This window comes from Dactylosporangium sp. NPDC051541 (genome assembly GCF_044454505.1).
Classification (GTDB): domain Bacteria; phylum Actinomycetota; class Actinomycetes; order Mycobacteriales; family Micromonosporaceae; genus Dactylosporangium.
Genome location: NZ_JBITDU010000008.1, coordinates 317,054 through 339,941, shown reverse-complemented (window position 1 = coordinate 339,941; position 22,888 = coordinate 317,054). Strand labels below are relative to the sequence as shown.

General features: G+C 72.1%; 13 protein-coding genes and 1 tRNA gene. 6 read left to right on the top strand and 8 right to left on the bottom strand.

From position 1 onward, the window contains the following. Positions 1-42: 42 nt before the first annotated feature. Complete coding sequence (locus ACIA8L_RS33290; protein ID WP_395910632.1) at positions 43-552, bottom strand: hypothetical protein; 510 nt, start codon at positions 550-552, stop codon at positions 43-45. 469 nt (positions 553-1,021) lie between these two features. Continuing rightward, positions 1,022-1,483, bottom strand: coding sequence for a hypothetical protein (locus ACIA8L_RS33285; RefSeq protein ID WP_395910631.1), 462 nt, complete (start codon positions 1,481-1,483; stop codon positions 1,022-1,024). A 426-nt stretch (positions 1,484-1,909) separates the two neighbouring features. Between ACIA8L_RS33285 and ACIA8L_RS33280 the strand changes: the two genes are divergently transcribed. Beyond that, a complete protein-coding gene (locus ACIA8L_RS33280) occupies positions 1,910-2,149 on the top strand; it encodes a hypothetical protein (protein ID WP_395910629.1) in 240 nt (79 codons plus the stop codon). 604 nt (positions 2,150-2,753) lie between these two features. Here the strand turns inward: ACIA8L_RS33280 and ACIA8L_RS33275 are convergent. Beyond that, positions 2,754-3,248 carry a hypothetical protein gene (locus ACIA8L_RS33275; RefSeq protein ID WP_395910627.1) on the bottom strand — a complete coding sequence of 165 codons (495 nt, stop codon included), beginning with the start codon at positions 3,246-3,248 and terminating at the stop codon, positions 2,754-2,756. A gap of 63 nt (positions 3,249-3,311) precedes the next feature. Here ACIA8L_RS33275 and ACIA8L_RS33270 point away from each other — a divergent pair, with 63 nt between their 5' ends. Both ACIA8L_RS33270 and ACIA8L_RS33265 read left to right on the top strand, forming a co-directional pair. Beyond that, a complete protein-coding gene (locus tag ACIA8L_RS33270) occupies positions 3,312-4,157 on the top strand; it encodes a hypothetical protein (RefSeq protein ID WP_395910626.1) in 846 nt (281 codons plus the stop codon). Between the two features lie 188 nt (positions 4,158-4,345). Then, positions 4,346-5,623: a condensation domain-containing protein gene (locus tag ACIA8L_RS33265; protein WP_395910624.1), complete on the top strand. Its 1,278-nt coding sequence runs from the start codon at positions 4,346-4,348 to the stop codon at positions 5,621-5,623. Here ACIA8L_RS33265 and ACIA8L_RS33260 read toward each other — a convergent pair. The 3 genes from ACIA8L_RS33260 to ACIA8L_RS33250 form a co-directional block, all read right to left on the bottom strand. Next, a complete protein-coding gene (locus tag ACIA8L_RS33260) occupies positions 5,586-7,931 on the bottom strand; it encodes a putative bifunctional diguanylate cyclase/phosphodiesterase (RefSeq protein WP_395910622.1) in 2,346 nt (781 codons plus the stop codon). The two genes, ACIA8L_RS33265 and ACIA8L_RS33260, sit on opposite strands and share 38 nt — an antisense overlap. Positions 7,932-8,105: 174 nt before the next feature. Beyond that, positions 8,106-8,759 (bottom strand): response regulator, encoded by a 654-nt coding sequence (locus ACIA8L_RS33255; protein WP_395910621.1) that lies wholly within the window; start codon positions 8,757-8,759, stop codon positions 8,106-8,108. Beyond that, complete coding sequence (locus ACIA8L_RS33250) at positions 8,756-10,783, bottom strand: sensor histidine kinase (protein WP_395910619.1); 2,028 nt, start codon at positions 10,781-10,783, stop codon at positions 8,756-8,758. Before ACIA8L_RS33250 ends, ACIA8L_RS33255 begins: the two co-directional genes overlap by 4 nt. Before the next feature lie 144 nt (positions 10,784-10,927). Here ACIA8L_RS33250 and ACIA8L_RS33245 point away from each other — a divergent pair, with 144 nt between their 5' ends. From ACIA8L_RS33245 to selB, 3 genes are all read left to right on the top strand, one after another. After that, complete coding sequence (locus ACIA8L_RS33245) at positions 10,928-18,277, top strand: DNRLRE domain-containing protein (RefSeq protein WP_395910617.1); 7,350 nt, start codon at positions 10,928-10,930, stop codon at positions 18,275-18,277. Positions 18,278-18,344: 67 nt separating this feature from the next. After that, complete coding sequence (selA, locus tag ACIA8L_RS33240) at positions 18,345-19,598, top strand: L-seryl-tRNA(Sec) selenium transferase (protein ID WP_395910615.1); 1,254 nt, start codon at positions 18,345-18,347, stop codon at positions 19,596-19,598. Between the two features lie 13 nt (positions 19,599-19,611). Then, positions 19,612-21,327: a selenocysteine-specific translation elongation factor gene (selB, locus tag ACIA8L_RS33235; protein WP_395910613.1), complete on the top strand. Its 1,716-nt coding sequence runs from the start codon at positions 19,612-19,614 to the stop codon at positions 21,325-21,327. A 57-nt stretch (positions 21,328-21,384) separates the two neighbouring features. Here selB and ACIA8L_RS33230 read toward each other — a convergent pair. Together ACIA8L_RS33230 and ACIA8L_RS33225 are read right to left on the bottom strand one after the other, a co-directional pair. Beyond that, positions 21,385-21,480 (bottom strand) — tRNA-Sec (locus ACIA8L_RS33230). An 18-nt stretch (positions 21,481-21,498) separates the two neighbouring features. After that, a complete protein-coding gene (locus ACIA8L_RS33225) occupies positions 21,499-22,860 on the bottom strand; it encodes a M1 family metallopeptidase (protein ID WP_395910612.1) in 1,362 nt (453 codons plus the stop codon). Positions 22,861-22,888: the final 28 nt, after the last annotated feature.

Below are 22,888 nucleotides of genomic sequence, written 5' to 3'. Positions count from 1 at the left end.
CTCGCACATGTTTCTGGACTTACTTCAGGGCACCGTCTTCGTTCAGAAGGCGGTGCCGTTGTAGGTCAGGGTCATGCTGCCCGGGTATGGGGCGCCCAGGTTGAGGTCGTCCTGCGCGGAGTCGGTGAAGCTGCCGGAGCCGGGCACGAAGTAGATCGCGAACTTGCTGTTGCCGGTAACCTTGGTGTTGACCGTCTGGCTGCTGGAGCTGGTGCTCAGCGTCAGACGCCGTCCCGTCGCCGTGGCGTAGGCCTGGCCGTAGCCGAGCGGCTTGTCGCTCACGCCCACCCGGACGGTGAACTTGCCGTCATACCGGCCGACCTTGGGCGTCGGCAGGTCGTGTTCGTTGAATTGACCGGGGGCCAGCTGCTCGCTCCAGCCATAGCTGAAGCACCGGGACAGGCTCAGGCCAGGGTCATTGACGCAGATCGTCGCGGACGAGTTGACCGTCCGGACGGTGCCGGCATGGGCGGGGGTCGCCGGCCCGGCGAGGACGGCTCCGGCGGCCGCGGTGGAGGCAGCCAGGGTCAGCAATTGACGCTTGATGGACATGGTCTTCTTCCGTCTGATTGATGTCCGGTTGGACGTCGTTGACGGTAGGCGCCGGCCAAATTCGGCTCTGCGCCAAAATACGCGCTGTGCTGATGATGCGAATCACAAGCGATACCCACCGCAAGATTGCGGTGGGTATCGGTATTCGAAGTGGGTCAGACGGAGCGCAACGGTGACGATGTCGCCGGGTGCGCGGGGGCCTGGCGGTGGTGTGGCGTAGCGTCCGCCGGTGGCCGGCGAGGGGGCGGCCGTCGCCGGGTCGAGCCGTCTCGTTCGACCGATTCCGTCGCAAGAACCGGCCTGTCGATGGCTCCACGCCCACGCCCAACTCCAGCACCGCCCGATACGGCCGCGATGCCCGTGCCGACCCTGGGGAAGGGCCATTCTTCGTTGCGATCACGTGAAGAAAATGGGTAGTGCGGGTGATCTCCGGGTTTGCGATAATGGATTCATGCGGGGGCAGATGAGCCTATTCGGCAAAAGCGAAACGGCGACGATGCGTGATCGGACCCGGTCGCGGAAATACAGCCCGATGGTGGAAGCGTTTCGCCGTGTGCATCGGAAACAACGCGACTAGGGACTTGAACAACGCCACGCCGCCAAGCTCCGCCGGATCTATGGCGACAATGTGCCGGTGACCAAGGAGGAGTGGCTCCAGGCCCGGGCGGCCCGGCTTGCGCAGGCCGTCGAGCCGCAGGCCGTCGAGCCGCAGGCCGTCGAGCCGCAGGCCGTCGAGCCGCAGGCCGTCGGGTCGCCGGAGCAGGCCGTCGAGCCGGAGGCCATCGGATCGGAAGCCGTCGGGTCGGAGGCCGTCGAGCCGCAGGAGCAGGTCGAAGAGCCCACGGCGACCCCGACGCTTGATGCCGCTGTTATTGCGGACGCCGGCGCCGCTGAGCCGGAATTTGGTGAGCGGACCGGCCCGGTGCATCATGGCCCGTCGCGGTCGGCGCGTCCGGTTGTTCGCCGGGTGTCGCGCTCGTGGGTGGCCAGGTTCACCAGGTGCCGGTTGGAGGGGCACCGCGTTGTGGGCTCGGCCGATGGGAACTACCGGGTAGCGTGGTCCGGACCGTAGTTTGACCGCGGTTTGTTGGTTGCGGTTCGTCTGTCGGTGCTCGGTCCGTTGTGGTCATGTTTCGGTGGGCGCTATTCGTGGCGCCTTCGGCGGGGGAATGATTTCGGTTGGTGGTTGTCATACGGTGGTGGCGAACACCTCAGTGAGCTGATCTCAGCAGCGTACATACATCGTTTGGGGCGACACGCACATTGCTGTCCTGTCTGGACAGTAAGGGTCAGGCGCGTGGAGTCCTCGGTAGGCAGTGCTCACCACAAGACATCCGCTCTACGGTGAGGATTCCACGTGCTTGCCTACCGTGCCATGCTCGACGTCCCACGGGAACTGGTCCGTCACGCCGCCGGTTTTCTCCGCGCTGATCGGCGTGCCCGCGGCACCCGCACCGGAACCAGGGCCTTGACCTGCTGGTACCACGCCCTGTCGGGCCTGGTCTGGTCCGGCGAACGGGAACACCTCACCCTGCCCGCCGCCGGGTACGGGGTGTCCCGGGCCACTGACTACCACACCGCGACGAGGTCACCGTAGTCCTGGCCGCCACCGCCCCGGACCTGCACGACGCGCTGCGCCGGGTCGCCGCCGACGGCTGGGCCCGCACCGGTCTCACCCGGACACCGCCACGACCTGAGCGTCGCCCGCGAACACGACGTACTCGGCGCCCTGTACTGGGCCGCATCGCAACCGAAACGGCAAACCACTCACCATCGATAACCAGCCCCACCGGAGTCACCGAATTCGTCAACGCCGCGCTCATCCTGACCCACTTCGAACACCGCTACCTGGCGGAGTTTTGCTGAGATGACTTCACGGTAGGCGAGCAACGTTTGTCGAGGCGGCCCGGAATGGGCCGCCTTCGCTGTATCCGGAGTCCGCCGCGATGGGGGCTGGCCGCAACCCGAGCCCCGGCGAGACTGTCAGGCATCTCGATCGCGACGGTCCACCTCGGACGGTGACCTTCACCGACCGGGGACCAGGGACCGGCGCCGCCACTGCCGCGCCGCCTCTGTCGCCGCCTCCACATCGATCTCGGCGCCTTCCGGTGCGGCCGGTTCGGCGGAACGTCGCGCGTTGATCAACATCCTGCGCCGCCTGGCTGCGGCCGCTCTCACCGCCGGGGGCAAAGACGCGGCGCCTACGGGCCCCACACGCACAGGACGAAGACGACGATCACTACGACGACGGTGATGGCGATGGTCCAGGCCGGTGACAGGGACCGCGGCTTCTTGCCGGCCGGCGCGCCGGACACGAGCGGCTCGCCCGGGAGGGACTCGACGCCCAGGCCGCCGTTGAGGTTGGCGAGCAGCTGGTCGACGGCCTCGGCGGTGGCGCCCTGCTCGGCCAGCCACGTGACCACGTCGGGGTGGGTGGAGTGGACGAGGGCGGCCAGGAGGTGTTCCGTGCCGACGTGGTCCGCGTGCAGCGCCGCCGCCCGCGCCAGCACCGCCTCCGTGTCCGCGTCGAACTGGACCGGTGCCGGTGGTGTGGGCGTAGCGGGCGGTGGGGTGGTCCATAAGCCGGCCGTGTTGCCGCCGCGGTGGGTGGCCAGGGCTTGGGCCAGGTCCCGGGGGGTGGGGCCGGTGGCCTGGTCGAGGGCGGCCTGGGCGTCGGTGGTGCGGCGGTCTGGCACGGCTTTCCTTTCTACAGCACCGCCGCACCCCCGGTGCAACCAGAGGCGGGCATGCTCCGGAACGTGGGCGTGACACGTACATTTGTGATGATGGTGGCGGCGATGTCGGCGGCGGCGGCGCTGGTGCCGGCCGGGGCGGCCGGTGCGGCCGTCGACCCGGTGCCGAAGCGGAGTGCGGAGCGGGCCATGTGGCTGTGGTCGCCGGCGAGTCCGGCGGCCGTCGTGAGCTGGGCCGACAAGCAAAACATCAAAGAGATCTTCGCGGCGGTACCGTGGCTGCCGTCGACCGCCGACACGAGTCGGCTCAAGGAGCTGCGGGCCCGCACGAAAGCGGCCGGCATCCGGTTGTCGGCGCTCGGCGGGGACCCGACCTGGGCCGTGCATCCGCAGGACGCCGTCGCGTGGCGGCAGCGGGTCAGCGCGTTGCGGCTGTTCGACGGGGTGCACCTGGACGTCGAGCCGTACCTGCTGCCGAACTGGGGGCCGGACCAGCAGCGTATCGCCGCGAGCTTCCTGGGCATGCTCGACGCCGTGCGCAAGGCGGGGCCGGAGCCGCTCGAGGCCGACATCCCGTTCTGGCTCGCCACGATCAAGGCCGGGTCGCAGAACCTGGCCGAGGCGGTCATGCAGCGGGTCAGCGCGGTCACCGTCATGTCGTATCGGGACAGTGGCGCCGCCGTCCTCGCCGTCGGCGCCGACCTGCTGACCCGGGCCCAGCGCAGCCGCACGCCGATCCGGCTCGCGGCGGAGACGCAGCCGTCGGCCGAGTGCTCCTACTGCACGTTCGCCGGCCGCTCCCAGTCCGCGCTGCGGCAGCAGCTCGCGGCGATCGACGCGGGCGCGCGGACGTACGCCACGTATCAGGGTATCGCCGTCCACGACTACGACAGCTGGTCGAAGATCAACTAGGGGCCGCAATCGTACGTCCGGCGCATGGTCAACGGGGATCGACGTCCGTACGCTTCGACGACGAACGCCGATGCGTCCTGCCGCGACCCGCCACGTTCCGCAGGCCGCCCCGGCCCCGCCATGCGCTGCCGCAGGCCGGACCGGGAGGCCGTGCACTGCCGTCTAACGAGGATGGGAGGGCCGGCGGGATGTCTGCTGCGCCGGATCGAGTCAGCGTCGGGTTCGAGGCCGAGAGTGCGGGCGAGGGGCCGTTGTCGTGGGGCCAGCTGGAGAACTGGTCCGCGATCGTCAAGCAGGGCACGTGGCTTCCGTTAGGTGGCGTGAAACCGCTCGCCCCGGGAACTTCCCTGGACGAGATCGCGGCCGAGCTGCGGTATCTGATGACCCGGTACGAGCCGATGCGGACCCGGCTGCGGTTCGACGCCTCGGGGACGCCGACGCAGGTGCTGTACCGATGCGGAACAATCGATCTGCGGATCGTCGACGCCGGCGAGGCGAATCCGCAGACCGTTGCCGAGCGGCTGGCCGACGAGTGGCGGGCGCGGCAGCTCGACTTCAGCACCGAATGGCCCATCAGCATGGCCGTCGTCACCCAGCGGGACACGCTCACGCACATGGTGGTGCTCATCTCCCATTTCGTGACCGACGCGGCCGGCGCTATGACGATGCTGCGGGAGGTCGCCGCGCGCACGGAGACGCCCGTGGATGGGTTGCAGCCGCTCGCGCAGGCGCACTGGCAGGCGTCTCCGGCCGGCCGGCGGCACAACGCGGCCGCGCAGCGATACTGGGAGAACATTCTGCGGACCGTCTCACCAGAGCGGTTTCCCAGGCCGGCCGAGGTCGCGCGGCCGCGGTACTGGCACGGGGAGTACACCTCGCCGAATCTGGGAATCGCGGCCCGGAAATGGGCGGCCGCCACCGGACTCGACAGTTCCACGGTGCTCCTGGCCGCTTTCGCCGGTGCCCTCAACGCCGTGACCGGCGCCGATCCCGTCGTCATCCGGCCGATGGTGAGCAACCGGTTCCGGCCCGGGCTCGCCGACGTGGTGTGCACGCTCGCCCAGGCCGGCCTGCTGAGCGTGCCCGGGGCCGGCTCCGACTTCGCCGGCGTGTTGCACAACGCGCGGCGGGTGACGACGGCGGCCTACAAGTACGCGTACTTCCACCACACCGGCATGGAGCGGCTCGTCGCCCGGATCGAGGCCGAGCGTGGGGTACGAATGGAGCTGGGTTGTTATTTCAACGACCGGCGCGGGCCGTCACGGGACGATCCGATCGAGCCGGGTGAGTCGGCGTTGCGGTGGGTGACGGCTCAGGACGCGCCGTCGTTCGAGCCGCTGTTCGTGCACGTCGATGACGTGCCGGGGACGCTGCGACTGAGCGTGTACCTCGACGCCGAACAGCTCGCCCCGGACACGGCCGAGGCGGTCATGCGTGAGATGGAGCGTCTCGCCGCGGCGGGGTAGCCGGGTCCAGGACGCCGGGCGGCGCGACCTTGGCCAGGGGGCCGGACGCGCCGTACCGGTGGCCCTGGCCGTAGCGGCAGCCGAGCGCGGCCATCGCCGCCGCCTGCTCGTCGGTCTCGATGCCCTCGGCGACGACGGTGACGCCCATGCCGGCGCAGATCTGCACGATCGAGCGGCAGATGGCCTCGCTGCGCCCGTCGGCGGCGGTGAAGCTGCGGTCCAGTTTCACCTCGTCGGCGGGCAGGGCGTGCAGGTAGGCCAGGGCGTTGTAGCCGGTGCCGAAGTCGTCCAGGGCGAAGCGGACCCCGAAGCGGCGCAGGCGGTGCACGGACCAGGCGGCGGCGGCCACGTCGGGCAGCGGCACGTGCTCGGTCAGCTCCAGGACCAGGCGGTGCGGTGCGAGGCCGTGGCGGTGGACGGCGTCGCGGACCGTCTCCTCGTGCTCGGGCCGGCCCAGGCGGGCGGCGGAGGTGTTGACGTGCACGGCGATCCCGGCCCACGGGCCGCGGAAGGCGGCCGCGTCCCGGCAGGCCCGGTCGAGCACGAAGTCGTCGACGAGCCGGATCAGGCCCAGCTCCTCGGCGGTCGCGACGAACACGTCGGCGGCGATCGGGCCGAGGGTCGGGTGGGTCCAGCGGGCGAGGGCCTCGACGGCGGCGACGGTACCGTCGGCAAGCTCGACGATCGGCTGGTAGTGCACGTCGAGCCCGGCCCCGTCACGCAGGGTGGCCGCGAGGGCGGCGGCCAGATCGGAGCTCCCCGTCCCGTCCGGCAGGTCGATCCGGTATCGCACCAGCGTCCCCTTGCCGCGCCGCTTCCCCGCGTACATGGCGGCGTCGGCCCGGCGCAGCAGCGCGTCCGCGGTCCCGGCCGGCCCGTGCTCGCCGGCCTGCACCAGGCCGATGCTGACACCGACCCGCACGTCCGACGCGTCCGCGGCACCGTCGAGGTCGAACGGCCGGGCGATGGCGGCCATGATCCGCTCGGCCGGCTCGCCGGGGTCGCCGCCGCCCTCGAGGAGGATCGCGAACTCGTCGCCGCCGACCCGCGCGACCGTGTCGGTGTCGCGGACCGAGTCCCGCAGCCGGCCCGCGACCTGGCGCAGCAGCCGGTCACCGGCGTGGTGGCCGTAGCGGTCGTTGACGGCCTTGAAGTCGTCGAGGTCGCAGAAGAGCACGGCGACCTGGTGGCCGTCGCGGTGGTGCAGGGCCAGCGCGTGCTCGAGCCGGTCGTGGAAGAGGACCCGGTTGGACAGGCCGGTGAGCGCGTCGTGGAACGCCTGATGGGTGAGGCGGGCCCGGCTGTCGGAGAGGCGGTCCAGCAGTACCGCGTTCTCGATGAGCGTCACCGCCTGCCGGATGATCAGCAGGGAGATCACCGCGGTCTCGACGGCGATCTCGACGCCGTCCATCCGGATGCCCCGGATCAGCTGGACGATGAGCAGCACACCGGTGCCGGCGACGGGCACGTACGGCAGCATGAGGTGCACCCACCGCCCCCGCCGCACCGCAACGGCGGCCCGGGGTTCGCCGGCGCGCGGGAGCGGTGCCAGCGCGGCCACGGCGACCAGGGCCATGCCGGCCGTGAACCCGGCGTCGGCCAGCGGGGGCATGCTGCTGGCCCCCTTCGACACGAGGTACGCGAAGATGCTGTCCGACAACGACAGGGACAGCAGCCCGCCGCCGAGGATCGTCAGCTGCGCCCGGTTCTCGGCCGCGGACCCGGCCACGAGCAGGATGACGATGACGGTCAGCACAAGGTCCGTCACCGGGTAGGCGATGGCGACGAGGAACGCGAACCCGTTCGGCGCGCCCGCGTGCACGACCGAGCCGAGCGTCGTGGCCCACGTGAGCACGAACAGCGCCCCGACCACGATCAGCCCGTCGAGCACCATGACCAGCTGCCCGGGCCGGCGCCGGGGCCCCTCCACGGCCGGCCGCGCGGCCGCGAGGGAGATCACCGCCGGGAGCGCGAAGACCGGCAGGGTCAGGTAGCCGGCGTCAGCCGCGGACGGGGACGGCAGGGCGTCGTCGGCGAACAGCTGGTACCAACTCCAGATGCACTGCCCGATCGTCCACCCGAACGCGGCCGCGCCCATCCAGAGCCGCCACCGCCGCTGCGCCCCCGCCCGCCGCGGCGCCGTGATCCAGCACGCGAGGGTCGCGGCGAGCCCGGCCCCGAACTGCCCGAGATCGTCGACGAACTGCGACCACCACGGCGACAGCAGCCCGGAGCCGCCCAGCCCGACGACCACGGCCACGGACACGCCCGCGACCAGGAGCGGCTTCGACGCAAATGCGCGCGGCAACGGCAGAGCCCATCCCTCACCGGAGGTGATCAGGAGTGGTACGCGCGATACCGTACCGCACCTACCGGGGGATGGAGCCCAGTTGTCAACTTGTGACGGTTCCCAGCCGTCCGCTCCCTCGTCACCCGGCGGGTACAGCATCCCGGGCCTGGACGGCTCCGGCGCCCTGAAGGCTCAGTGCGGCTGGCCCAGCCCGGCGTCGCGGGCGCGGGCGATCGCCTCCGCGCGGTCGCGCAGGCGGAGTTTGCCGACGATCGCCGAGGCGCGATTGCGGACCGTCTTCGGGCTCAGGTTCAGCCGCCGGGCGATCTCCGCGTTGCTCAGGCCGGCGGCCATCAGTTCCAGCATCGCCCGCTCGCCGGTGGTGAGCTCCGGGAAGAGCGGGGGGACGGTCGGCGGGGTGGCGGCGGTGAAGTACTCGACCAGGCGGTGGGCGATGCGGGCGCCGAAGATGGCGTCGCCGTTGGCGGCGGCTCGGACGGCTCGGCGGACGTCGTCGGCCGAGGACTCCTTGTGCAGGTAGCCGCGGGCGCCGGCGCGGATGGCGGAGAAGATCGTCTCGTCGTCGTCGACCATGGTCAGTACCACCACGTTCACTTCCGGGGCCGACGCGTGGATGCGTCTCGTTGCTTCCACGCCGCCGCGGCCGGGCATCCGCAGGTCCATCAGGACCACGTCGGGGCGCTCCGAGACGGCCAGCCGGACGGCCTCCTCGCCGGTCGAGGCGGTGGCGATGACCCGCATCTCGTCGTAGAGGCGCAGCAGTGTGCACAGGCCGTCGCGGAACACCGGGTGGTCGTCGGCGACGAGGACGCGGATCGGGGTCATCCGGCGGCACCGACCGGGACGGGCAGGGGCAGGCGGACCGAGATGCGCGTGCCGGGGCCCGGGTCGCGGGGTTCGATGCGGCACTCGCCGCCCAGCTCGGCCGCCCGCTCGCGCATCGAGCGCAGGCCGAAGCCGGGCCGGGTGGTGGCGATGCCCCGGCCGTCGTCCTCGATGTCGAGCTCCAGACCGGCACCCGGGCGCAGGGTCACCGTGCACCTGGTGGCGCCGGAGTGGCGCAGGACGTTCGTCACGGCCTCGGCCGCGATCCGGTAGGCGGCGACCTCCACGGCGGCCGGCAGTGGCGGCAGCGGCTCCGGCACGTGTACTTCGAAGATGTCGCTCAGCCGCATCGCGTTGCTGCGGACCGCCTCGACCAGGCCCAGCGCGTCGAGTTCGGGCGGGCGCAGGCCGTCGACCAGCTGGCGGATCTCGCTCAGGGCGCCGGCGAGGTCGGCGCGGACCTGCTTGAGCAGCTCGGCGGCGTCGGCCGGGTCGGTGCGCATGACGATGGCGGTGGCGTCGAGGCGGAACGCGATGCCGGCGAGGGCGGCGCCGAGGCCGTCGTGCAGGTCGCGGCGCAGCCGGAGGCGCTCCTCCTCGCGGGCGGTGACCAGGCGTTCCCGGGAGCGCTGGAGGTCGCCGGTGAGGTGGACGGCGTGCACGGCGACCCCGGCGTGGCGGGCCAAGTCGCGCATCAGCTCCAGCTCCGCGGGCGGGAACACCTCGCCCTGGGCGCGGGGGCCGAGGATCAGGCGGCCGAGGATGTCGCCCTGGTAGGAGAGGTCGAACTCGACGGGTGCGCCGGCCGGGGTGCCGCGCACGCACACGGGCTCGTAGCCGCCGTCGCGGCGCAGCTCGATCGCCGCGTACGGCAGGCGGAGGGCCTGTGCGACGGTGTCGACGATGGCCGGCAGCACCTCCTCCTGCGGCAGGGCCGACTCGAGGCGCCGGCCCAGCTGGGACAGGACGTGCCCGGGTTCGTTGCGGCGGCCGTACAGCAGCCGGTCCACGGCCCGCTGGAGCCGGTCGCGCAGCGGTGCGAACAGCGCCGCCACCGCGACCGAGGCGACGGTGGCCGCGGCCAGCGACGAGCGCGGGTCGACGAGCGCCGCGGACGCGGTCATCAGCAGCGCGTAGAGCACGCCGATGCCGATGCTGAGCGAGCCGTACACGACGGCCCGGTTGATGATGCGGTCGATGTCGTAGAGGCGGTAGCGCAGCACGGCCACGGCGATCGCGGCCGGCACCAGCCACAGGGCCAGGTTGGCGCCGGCCCGGGCCCAGCTGCCGACCTCGTGCACCGGCGGGAGCGTCCACAGCAGGGCGTTGCACACGGCCGCCGCGGCCAGCCAGCGCAGCTGGGCCCGCTCCTCGCCGGCGGCCCGGCGGTAGCGCACCACGGAGGCGGCGGCGACCAGCGCCAGCACGGCCGGGAAGAGCAGCCACCACCAGTGCACGATGGTGTGCAGGGTCGGCCCGACGTCGCCGGGCTCGGCCCCGCCGGGGAACCGCGGCCGGCCGGTGTAGCGGCCGGCGCCGAGCGCGGCCAGCAGGACCAGGCCGCAGCTCCAGCCGATGGTCACGCCCGCGACCGGCCACCAGCGCGGGCCGGGCAGCCGTCCGGTGGGGAACAACAGGATCACCAGCACCAGGACCGCGATCGGGACCGTCCACAGCCAGTTGCCCAGCCACCAGGTGCCCAAGCCGGTCGACCGGCCCGACTCCCGCCCGACGCGGAAGACGGCGGTGACGAACTCGTCGGCGGCGATCCCCAGACCATCGATGGTCATCAGCACGCCGATGACGTTGCCGGGCCGGAGCGCGGCGATCAGGCCGCCGGCGAACGCGACGGGCGGCGCGAGCAGCAGATAGGCGTAGCGGCCGGCGGCGTCGGCGGGGGCCTCGGACCGGTGCGAGGCGTAGATCACCGCGATCGTCCCGGCGGTGAGGGCCACCGTGAGGATCACCGCTCCCAGCCCGGGCATGGCCGCCGGACGCAGGAGTGGGTGCCGCAGTGCCCGCATGCGTCCACTCTCGCCATTTTCGTATACGAATTCAATGGTCGATGACCCTCGATTCGGGCGCGAAGTCGGGACTCGTGTCCCTCGACGGCGGGACTCCCGGCCCGGCAGTCTCCACGCCAAGTCCATCGACCACGGGGAGTGAGCATGCGATGGGTTCGTGCGTTGGCGTGGTTGCTGCCGCTGGTCCTGACCGTCACCCTGATCCAGGCGCTCACCGCGCGGACGGCCCAGGCGGCGCCGGTGAAGCCGCTCGCGACCTGCCCGGACGAGCGGGCCGACATGGTGTCCGCGTCCGTCACCGCGCGGCTGTGCCACAAGAAGGTCGGCGTGTCCGGTGCGCGTTCGGAGACGGCCCAGCTGTGGGCGCTGCCTGAGGGCGGATACTCCAGCGAGGTCTACGCCGGGCCCGTGCGATACCGCAGCGGCCAGGTCTGGAAGCCGGTCGACCTGACCCTCCGTGCGCAGCCGGACGGTTCGGTGGCACCGGTGGGGCACCCGCGCGGCCTGAAGCTGGCCGGGAAGTCGGATGCCGGCGAGCACGCGCTGGCGAGTGTCGACGCCGGCGGCGACGTGCTGAGCATGATGTGGACGGGGGCGCTGCCGGCGCCGGCGCTCAACGGCGACACGGCCACCTACCCCGAGGTCCGGCCCGGCGTCGACCTGGTGCTGACCGCGACCCGGACCGGCTTCGAGCAGTCGTTCGTGGCCAAGGACCGGGCGGCCGCGGCCCGCGTCGCATCGGTGACGCTGCCGCTGCGCGGCAAGGGCCTCAAACTGGTCGACGACAAGGGTTCTCTCAAAATCCAAAACGCTTCCGGGGGTACTGTCGGCCGGGTCCCCACCCCCACGATGTGGGACGCGGGCGGCGCGGCCACCGGGAAGCCGGTCACGATGCGGCCGCGGGCCGATGGCACCCAGCTCGCGCTCGACGCCGACCAGGGCTGGCTCAACGATCCCGGGCGCAGGTTCCCGGTCACGATCGACCCGGTGGTCGACATCGGCCCGTCCGGCGACACGTTCGTGCGCAGCGACGACAACACCATCGACCGGTCCGGCTCCAACGAGCTCGAGTTCGGCAAGGCCAACGGCTACGTCGCGCAGGCGTTCATGCAGTGGCCGACCGGGCAGTTCAGCGGGGCCTACGTGCGCTCCTCGACGCTGCACCTGTGGAACTGGTACTCGGCCTCGTGCAGCGCCGCCCAGTGGAACGTCTACACCGCCGCGCCCTACGTCAACCCGATCACCTGGGCCAACCGGCCGGCGATGCTCACCCTCGAGGGCACCTCGGCGCAGACCAAGGGCTTCAGCTCCGGCTGCGACGACGGCTGGATCACCGCCGACGTCCGCTCCTTCGTGCAGCGCGCCGCCGACGACCGGGCCTCCGTCGCCTACATGGGCCTGCGCGCCGGCGACGAGACCGCCGCCAACGGGTTCAAGCAGGTCCGTTCGCTGCAGGCGGCGAGCGCGGCCCAGGTCCCGTACATCACCGTCGACTTCGACGCCGCACCGCAGATCGCCGACCTCACGACCGCTCCGGCGACGTCGGGCTGCGTCAGCGGCGCCGACCGGCCGTGGATCACCTCGACGACCCCGAAGCTGACGGCGACCGTCTCCGACGCCGACTCCGGCGCCACCGACGTCACCTTCGAATGGGGCTACGCCGACGGCGGCCCGCTCATCGGCACCCAGACCCTGACCGGCGTGGCGACCAGCACGGTGCCGGGAGTGACGGTCCCGGCCGGGGCGTTCGTCAACGGCGGCAACTACGCGTGGCGGGTCCGGGCCACCGACGGCGTGCACGCCTCCGGCGACTCGGCCTGGTGCGAGTTCACCGTCGACACGGTGAAGCCGGGCGTGCCGCTGGTGTCCGCGACGGTGTACCCGTCGATCGCCACCGACAGCTCGTGGGGGCACGGCGGATACGGGCAGGCCGGCCAGTTCACGTTCACGCCGGCGCCGGCCGACACCGACGTCGTCGCCTTCACCTACCAGCTCGACACCGACACCGCGGCGACCACCGTCACCGCCGGCGGCCCGGTCACCGTGCCGGTCACACCCTCCGCGGACGGCCGGCGGACGCTGACGGTCCAGGCCAAGGACCGGGCCGGGCAGCTGTCCGACGCCGGCAACTACGCGTTCAACGTGGGCCGGGCCGGGCTGACGCTGCCCGAGCCGGGCGCGAACGTCATCAAGCGCACCAAGCTCGCCGTCACCGGTGACAGCACCTACACCCGGGCGGCGTTCCAGTATCGGCGCGGGCCCGGGAGCACGGAGTACGACATCCCGCTCGCCAACCTGCACAAGGCCAACGGGTCGGCGGTCACGGCCAGCCCGGTGCGCCTCTCCGACCTCGGCGGCAACGCCATCTGGGACGCCGTCGACACGCTCGGCACCGTCGGGGGCGTGGCCCAGGTCCGGGCCACGCTCTACCCGGACGCGACCGGCCAGCCCGGCTACGCCACACAGTGGATCACCGTCACCGTGGATCCGAACGGAGACGGCGCGAGCGGTACCGATGCCGGCCCTGGCTCTGTCAACCTCCTGACCGGCGACTACTCGCTCGCGCCGACCGACGTCGACGTGTTCGGGCTGAAAGTCACCCGCACCTCCAACTCCCGCGACCCCAGCGGCGGCTGGACCCCGCAGGGCGAGCGCCTCACCGGCAACCAGCAGCAGGTCACCGGCAACCCGGTGGCGGCGACCGGCAAGTGGCACAACGTCCGCCTGGGCGACTACACCGGCGACGGGGCGGCCGACCTGGTCGAGATGGACGGCGGCACCCTCTACGGCTACGAGTCCACCGGCACCGGCTGGGCCGAGAAGGAGCAGGTCGGCTCCGGCTGGACCCAGGCGATGTGGGACAACGTCCGGCTCGGCGACTACACCGGCGACGGTCAGGCCGACCTGGTGTACATGGAGAACGGCTTCCTCTACGGCTACGTCGGCAACGGCGCCGGCTGGAACCAGCCCGTCGGGACGATCGGGCAGGGCTGGACCCAGGCGAAGTGGGACAACGTCAAGATCGGCGACTACACCGGCGGCGGCCGGGCCGACCTGGTCGAGATGGAGAACGGCATGCTGTGGGGCTACGTCAGCAACGGCTCCGGCTGGCCGACGAAGGTCCAGGTCGGCTCCGGCTGGACGCAGGCGATGTGGACCGACGTCCGGCTGGGCGACTACACCGGTGACGGCCGCGCCGACCTGGTCCACATGACCGGCGGCAACCTGCGCGGGTTCGTCAGCACCGGCAGCGGCTGGAGCAGCCCCAACGGGTGGATCGGCTCCGGCTGGACGCAGGCCAAGTGGGACAACACCATCATCGGCGACTACACCGGTGACGGGCCGGCCGACCTGGTCGAGATGGCCGACTCGCTGCTGCTGGGCAACATCAGCGACGGCGCCGGCTGGCCCACCGAGGGCGTGGTCGGGTCCGAGTGGACGCCCCTGGACGAGCCGCGGCCGTTCTCCTCCAACACGTCCCGGCTGACCCGGGTCACCGACCGCGGCCAGGGCTCCAGCACCGACGCGCTGCAGATCACCCCCGAGGGCGCCGGGCTCGGTCTGACCGGCAACGACACCTACGCGGCGCTCGGCGACGACAACGGCGAGGCCATGCGCCAGAACATGCGGGCCGGGCACCGCTACCGGACGACCGCCTGGATCTACGTCCCGGCCACGACCGGCCTCAGCCCGAGCTCGGCCCGGGGCCAGCGGATCGTCGGGCTCTACAAGGACACCTCGGGCGTCTACCACGAGGTCGCCTCGGCCAAGGCGAGCTGGGTCGACGGCTGGCAGGAGCTCACCGTCGACATGGCGCTGCCGGACAACGCCGTCGACGCCTCGTTCCGCCTCTACAACGGCATGCCGATCGGGTCGGGCCGGCCCGTCTACTTCGACAACGTGTCCCTGCAGGAGCTGGCGGCGCCGTTCGGCCCCCAGTGGAGCGGCGGCGTGGAGGGCAGCCTGACCGGCGGCGAGTATCGATCGCTGACGTTCCCCAGCCCCGACCTGGCCAAGGTCACCACCAACAGCGGCGACTACCTCACGTTCGGCCGCAGCACCTCCGGGGCCTACTTCCCGGAGCCGGGCGCCGAGAGCCTCGAGCTGGTGCGGATCTCCGGCGACGTGTTCGAACTGCGGGACATCGACGGTACGGTCGACCGGTTCACCTGGAACGGCGGGTGGTACCAGGTGTCGGACACCCGGACCGCGGACGCCGACTCCACGATCCGCTACCTCTACGACAACCGGGACGACCACACCCGCATCTTCCGGGTCGTCACCGCCACCGAACCGGGCATCGGCGACTGCGGCGCCGACACCCCGGCCCGCGGCTGCCAGGTCCTCGAATACGACTACGCGCACCAGACGACGGCCACCGCGACCGCGTTCGGTGACTACGACAGCCAGGTCCGGGCGGTGAAGATCTGGTCCTGGGACCCGGTCGCGGGCGTCGAGTCCGCGGTCGAGGTGGCCCGCTACGCCTACGACAACCAGGGCCGCCTGCGCGAGGTCTGGGACGCGCGGCGCTCCCCGGTGCTGAAGTCGACGTACGAGTACGACAGCGCCGGGCATGTCACCAAGGCCGGCGTGCCGGGCCAGCAGCCGTGGTCGTTCGACTTCGCCGCCGTCACCGGCGACGACAACCCCGGGCGGCTCCAGAAGGTCCGCCGGGCGGCGCTCGTGACCGGCACGAAGAGCCAGCTGGACGGCGAAACAGCGATCTCCATGGGCTACCGGGTGCCGCTGACCAGGTCCGCCGGCGGCCCCAACGACCTCAACGCCGCCGCGATCGCCACCTGGGGCCAGAAGGACCTCCCCACCGACGCCACCGCCATCGACCGCGACAACGGCCTGGTCACCGTCACCTACCTCAACGCGTCGGGCCAGACGGTCAACACCGCGACCCCCGGCGGCCACATCGACAGCCAGGCCTACGACCAGTACGGCAACGTCGTGTGGACCCTGGAGGCCACGAACCGCGAACTCGCCCTGGGCCTCCGGCCCGACGCGACCGCCCGGGCCACGGCCCTCAACCTCCCGGCCGACCCGGCCCAGCGCGCCGCCCAACTGGCCACCGTCAGCCGCTACAGCGCCGACGGCCTCGACCTGCTCGACACCACCGGCCCGGTGGCGAAACTGGCCCTGGAACACCCCCTCACCGACCCGACCGGCGCGCTGCCCACCTTGCCGCCCGGGACCAAGGTCGTCGGCCGGGCCCACACCACCTTCGCCTACGACGAGGGCCGGCCGGACGGGGACACCTATCACCTGGAGACCACCAGGCGGGTCGGCGGCGCGGTCGCCGGCTACCCCGATGCCGACGTACACGTCACCCGCACCGGCTACGCCGAGGTCGGCGGCGGCGTGTCCGGCTGGGTGCTGGGCAAGGCCACCTCGACGACCACCGAGGCCGGCACCCAATACACGGCCTTCGACAGCGCGGGCCGGGTGACCAGGGCGTGGGGGCCGGGCTCCGACGGCACCGACGCCCGGGCGACGGTCATCCTCGCCTACACGGCCGGCGCCAACGACACCGACGCGGCCTGCGGCAACCGGCCGGAGTGGGCCGGGCAGACCTGCCTGATGCGGGCGGCCGGCGCGGTCACCGGCCACGATCCGGCCCGCGCCACCACCACCCTGCCGGTGAAACGCGTCGAGGCCTACAGCCGGTATCTGCAGCCGAGCAGCCTGGCGGAGACCTCGGCCGGCAAGACCCGCCGGACCACCGCCGTCTTCTCCACCGCCGGCCTGCTCACCGGATCGACGCTCACCGCCGACGACGGGTCCGCCCCGCTGGCGGCGACCACCCTGGACTACGACCCGGCCACCGGGCTGCCGTGGCGGACCACGGCCGGGACCACGGTCGTCACCCGCGAATACGACCAGCTCGGCCGGCTCGTCAAGTACACCGACGCCGACGGCGGGGTCACGACCCGCGAGTACGACCGCTACGGCCGGCCGACCAAGATCTCCGACAACGTCGGCTGGACCACCTATGCCTACGACGGCACAGCCGAACCGCGCGGCCTGCTGACGTCGATGACCGACTCGATCGCCGGGACGTTCACCGCGAAGTACGCCCCGGGCGGGCAGCTCACCGAGGTGCGGTACCCGGGCGGCATCACCCGCACCGACACCCTCGACGCCAACGCCGACCCGATCGGCCGGGTCTACAAGCGCGACAGCGACGGCACCGTGATCTACGCCGAGACCGTGACGTCCAACAGCGCCGGCCAGTGGGTCGACCAGACCTACACCGGCGGGTCCCGGACCTACGGCTACGACAGCGCCGGCCGGCTCACCGGCGTCAGCCAGCTGACCGGCACCGCCTGCGCGGTCCGCGGCTACGGTTACGACGCCGCCACCAACCGCACGTCGCGGACGGCCTACGCGCCCGGCTCCGGCGGCTGCAAGGCCGGCAACCTGGAGGACACGCAGACCTACACCTATGACTCGGCCGACCGGGTCGCGGACGCCGGATACGGCTTCGACGCGTTCGGCCGGATCACCGTCCTGCCGACCGGTCTGACCGGGACCTACTTCACCAACGACCGGGTCGCGAGCCAGGTGCTCGACACGACCAGGCAGACGTGGACCCTCGACCCCGGCCGCCGGTATCGCGGCTACACCGTCGCGAACCTGACCGGTGGCGGCTGGGCCAACGCGGCTTCCCGGCTCAACCACTACGGCGACGACTCCGACAACCCGCGCTGGACCGTCGACGACGTCGAACACATCTTGATCACCCGCAACGTGTCCGGCCCGGACGGCAACCTGATCGCGACCACGGCCGCGGCCGGCGGGGTCCGCCTGCAGCTGACGAACCTGCACGGCGACGTGGCGATGACCGTGGACACGGCCCTGACGAGCCCGGAGGTGTACTCCTACGACGAGTTCGGGGCGCCGGAGAACGCGGGCTCCGACCGGCGGTACGGGTGGCTGGGCGGCAAGCAGCGCTCCGGTGACGCCCTGGGGGACACCATCCTCATGGGGGCCCGGCTCTACTCGCCCGGGCTGGGCCGGTTCCTCAGCGTCGATCCGGTCCCCGGCGGCAGCGCGAGCGCCTACGACTACTGCAACGGCGATGCCGTCAACTGCACCGACACCGCGGGCGAGGCGGCGTGCCGCAAGCGGATGATGAGCCGGGGCTCACCCTTCAAGGTCCCCCTCCGCACAACTTGGCGACTGGTGATGCGCTGCTACATCTCCGACACGGTGGTGGTCGCGGGCATCTCGGCGCTCGGGTGGGCGGCGGGAATGTACGCCGGCATCGTGGCGGGACTGCTGCTCACCGGGGCAGTCGGGACGCCGCAGGGATTCGTCGCCGCGGTGGCCTTGGCCGCCATCGCCGGGTTCCTGTGGATCCTGCACGACGTGCTCGACAAGAAGTACGACCGCTGCCCGGGCCGCGGCGTCTGGTTCGACGTCACGCTCAAGAGGAGGCCCTGGCACAACTGGCAGGTGTACCTCAGCGCGGTCGGCTGCCGGTAGGCCGCTCATGACCGGGCCGCGGTGGGGTAGGGGACCCGCCGCGGCCCTCGCGCGTTAGCGTGGAGGGGTGGCTGCAGATCCCCGGCGGGCGGTGCCCCGGACCGATACGGTGCTCGACGACCCGCGGCTGGCCGGCTTCCCGCGGGACCGGGCCCGGCACTTCGCGCGCGAGGAGCTGGAGCGGGTGCGGCGGGGGGAGCTGGCGGGCGCGGACGTCGTCGAGGCCGTCGCGCGGCGGTTCGAGCGGGCGCGGGTGGTGCTCAACGCGACCGGGGTCGTGCTGCACACCAACCTCGGGCGGGCGGCGTTGTCGGCGGCGGCGGTCGACGCGATCGTGGCCGCGGCCGGATACACCGACGTCGAGCTGGATCTGGCGACCGGGCGGCGGGCGCGGCGGGGGCGGGATGCCCTGGCGGCGTTGGCGGGGGCGGTCCCGGAGGCTGAGGGAGTACACCTGCTGAACAACGGCGCGGCGGCGCTCGTGCTGGCGGCCACCGGGCTCGCGGCCGGGCGGGAGATCGTCGTCAGCCGGGGTGAGCTGGTCGAGATCGGCGACGGGTTTCGGCTGCCGGACCTGCTGGTGTCGACGGGGGCGCGGCTGCGGGAGGTCGGCACCACCAACCGGACGTCGCTCGCCGACTACGCGGCCGCGATCGGGCCTTCGACGGGGTTCATCCTCAAAGTGCACCCGTCGAACTTCTACCAGCGGGGGTTTGTTTCGGCGGTCCCGGTCGGGGAATTGGCCGGGCTTGATGCGCCGCTGGTTGTCGACATCGGGTCCGGGCTCCTGCGGCCCGACCCGCTGCTGCCGGAGGAGCCGGACGCGGCGACGATACTGCGGGCCGGAGCCGACCTGGTGACGGCCAGCGGGGACAAGCTGCTCGGCGGCCCGCAGGCCGGGCTGCTGCTCGGGCGGGCCGACCTCGTCGAGGCGCTGCGGCGGCACCCCCTCGCCCGGGCGCTGCGGGTCGACAAGCTGACCCTGGCCGCGTTCGCCGCGACGCTGCTCGGGCCGGAGACGCCGACGTGGCGGGCGCTGCGGGCGGATCGGGACACGCTCAGGCGGCGGATCACGGCCCTGCAGCGGCAAGTGGGCGGTGAGATCGTCGACACCGTCGCGGTCGTCGGCGGGGGCGGGGCGCCCGAGGTCGAGCTGGCGTCGGTGGCGTTGGCGCTGCCGGCGGTACTGGCGGAATCGTTGCGCCTTTCGGAGCCGGCCGTCGTGGGCCGCGTCGAACGCGACCGGCTGCTGCTCGACCTGCGCTGCGTCCCCGAAGCGGCGGACAAGACCGTGGCGGCGGCGATTCTGCGATGTTCGTAGCCGGGGTTGTGTGATGTTTGTTGTCGCTACGGCCGGGCACGTCGATCACGGCAAGTCGACGCTGGTGCGGGCCTTGACCGGGATGGAGCCCGACCGGTGGGCCGAGGAGCGGCGCCGGGGGATGACGATCGACCTCGGGTACGCCTGGACGACCCTCCCGTCCGGCACCACCGTCGCGTTCGTCGACGTGCCCGGCCACGAGCGCTTCGTCCCCAACATGCTCGCCGGCGTCGGCCCGGTCCCCGCCGCGATGCTGGTCGTCGCGGCCGACGAGGGCTGGAAACCGCAGTCGGCCGAGCACCTCGCCGCCCTGGACGCTCTCGGGGTCCGCCACGCGCTCCTCGTCGTCAGCCGCGCCGACCTGGCCGACCCCGCGAGGTCCACGGCCGAGGCGCTGACCCACCTGGCGAAGACGTCGCTGGGCCAGGTCGAGACGGTCGCGGTCAGCGCGGCCACCGGCGCCGGCCTGGACGAGCTGCGGGCCGCCCTCGACCGTCTCGGCGCCGCGCTGCCGCCCCCCGACCTCGACGCGCCGGTCCGGCTGTGGGTGGACCGCGCCTTCACGATCCGCGGCAGCGGCACCGTCGTGACCGGCACCCTGGGCGCGGGGAAGCTGACCGCCGATTCCCCTTTGGAGCTGCATGCTTCGGGGGTACGGGTACGAGCCCTCCACTCCCTGGGCCACCCGGTGTCCACAGTGGAGGCCGTGGCGCGCGTGGCGGTCAACCTGCGGGGCGTGGAGCGGACCTCCATCACCCGCGGCGACGCACTTGTCACACCCGCCCGCTTCGTCTTCACGTCGCTGGTCGACGTCCGCGTGCACGGCGACCCGGTGGCCGACCTCCCGTCCACCGTGGTCCTGCACATGGGTTCCGCCGCCGTCCCGGCCCGGGTCCGCCCGCTGGGCGTGGACACCGCCCGTCTACGCCTGGCCCGCCCTCTACCGCTCCACCTGGGCGACCGAGCCCTGCTGCGCGACCCGGGCCGCCACCGAGTCCCAGGCGGCGTGACAGTCCTGGATGTCACACCACCGCCCCTGAGTCGCCGGGGAGCGGCATCCGCCCGCGCCGCCGAGCTGTCCACAATGGACGGGACTCACGACCTCCCCGCCGAACTGGGCCGCCGCCGCCTCATACACGCGGACGACCTGACCCGAATGGGCTTCTCAACCCCCGGCTCCGGCTGGCTGCTGGACCCGGCGTACGAGGCCGAACTACGCGCCCGCCTACCCCGCGAGGTCGCCGAGTACGCCAAACTGAACCCGCTGGCTCCCACCCCACCCGCCGAGGTGCTCCGCCAACGCCTGGGCCTGCCGGACCGATCGCTGCTGGTAAGACTCCACAGTGGACCCGTATCTGGCGGTGGAGGCCTCCCGGCACCGGTGGCCCAAGCCGTCGAGACCGTCCGCGCCGACCTGGCCAAGAACCCGTTCGCCGCCCCCGAGAGCGCCCGCCTGGCCGAGCTGGGCCTGGGCCCGAAGGAACTGGGGGCAGCCGCGAAGGCAGGCCTGCTCCTGCGAATCACGGACGGCATCGTGCTCCTCCCCGACGCGCCCACCATCGCAGCCGAACGCCTAACTGCCCTCTCGCAGCCGTTCACCTTGAGCGAGGCAAGGCAAGCCCTGGGCACGACCCGCCGCGTGGCCGTACCACTGCTGGAGTTCCTGCACCGGCAGGGTGCCACCCACCGCCTCCCGGACGGCCGCCACACCGTGAAGCCGCCCCGCTAGGACCAGCACCATGCCAGCTGAGTCCGCTGCGGGCGGAGTCCTCCGTCGAACGTCGCTTGGCGGAGGTGGACGGGAATCGAACCCGCCTGGCCCGGATACCGGGCCACGACAGTGTTGAAGACTGCGGGGGGCACCAGCCGCCCTTACACCTCCGCGTTGCACTGTAGCCGGTCAGCCGTCGATGCGGTGGGTGGTCCAGAACGACGTGAGTGAGGTCGAGCCCGCGGCTGTCTGGGCCGCCGCTTTGAAGTCGGGGACGGTGGAGACGCCGTACCAGTGCGACTGGGCGTAGTTGAACAGCAGCGTGCTCATGGCCGTGGTGCCCAGCAGGCGTCGCAGGTCGTGCAGCGCGCACTTGCCGTACCCGTAGATGACCGTCGAGTAGCGGCTCGAATGGGCGTCCCAGTAGGCCATCGAGCTGGTGAGGCGTTCGTTCGTGGACTGCCAGCTGACCGAGTTCCAGCAGTTCGTGCCGGTCTTGCCGAAGTACAGGTCGGTGGCGTAGTCGGTGAAGGCCTCGTCGAGCCACGGCGTGGTGTACTCGTCGTCGCCGACGATCCCGTAGAACCACTGGTGGGCCAGCTCGTGGGCGAGCGCCGTCGACGACACCACGTCGAGGACGAAGCCCGGGTACTCCATGCCCCCGAACCAGAAGTTGTTGTCCAGCACCACGTCCGCCTCGCCGTACGGGTAGGCCCCGAAGCGCTGCGAGTGCGCGTCCAGCGCGGCTGTCGCCGTGTTCAGCATCGTCTGGGCGTTCGCGCTGCTGATGGCGCTCGTGCGGTACACGTTGACGCGGTAACCACCCGGTGAGACACCCGTCGTCTTCGTGAACGGCCCCGCGGCCCACGCGAAGTCGCGGACGTTGGCGGCCACGGCCCGGGTCACGGTGCGGCCGGTCGCGCCGGGCGTGTCGCTCGACGTGCCGGTCGCGGGGACCTGCAGGGTGCTCGGGTGGTCGAGGGTGACGTCGAAGTCGCTGATCAGGCTGTAGAACGACTCGCCGTTGTCGGTGTAGGGCGACAGATGCCAGCCGGTACCGTCCCGGACGGCGAGGACGGGCAGGGCGTTGCCGATCATGCTGTACGCCCCGTCGCGCCCGAACCGGTCGGCGCCCGCGGGGACCACGATGCCGAGGTCGAAGCCGACGGTCGCGGTGGCGTTCTGGGCGAGCGGCGCCGGCAGCGTGATCTTCAGGGCGGTGCAGCCGACGGTGAGGGCGCTCGCGGTACCGCCGGTCACGTTCGACACCGTGATCGGCGTGTTCGACGGGCAGGTGCCGTGGTAGTTGTCCCACAGCCGCAGGTACACCTCGGGCAGCGCGGCCGGTGACGTGTTGGTGAACGTGACGCTCTCGTGTCCGGTCCAGGTGGCGCCGGTGCTGTCGCTGGTGAGGGTGACGGTGTAGTCGGCCAGGCCCGGGGTGCGGGTCGTGTCGACGGCCGCGTTCGCCGGTTGGGCGGTCAGCCCGACGGCGAGCGCTGACGCGAGGGTCACCGCGCTGGTGAGTGCGGTCAGAAGCCGGATGCTCATAGCCGTCACGATCCGAGCGCCAGTGAGG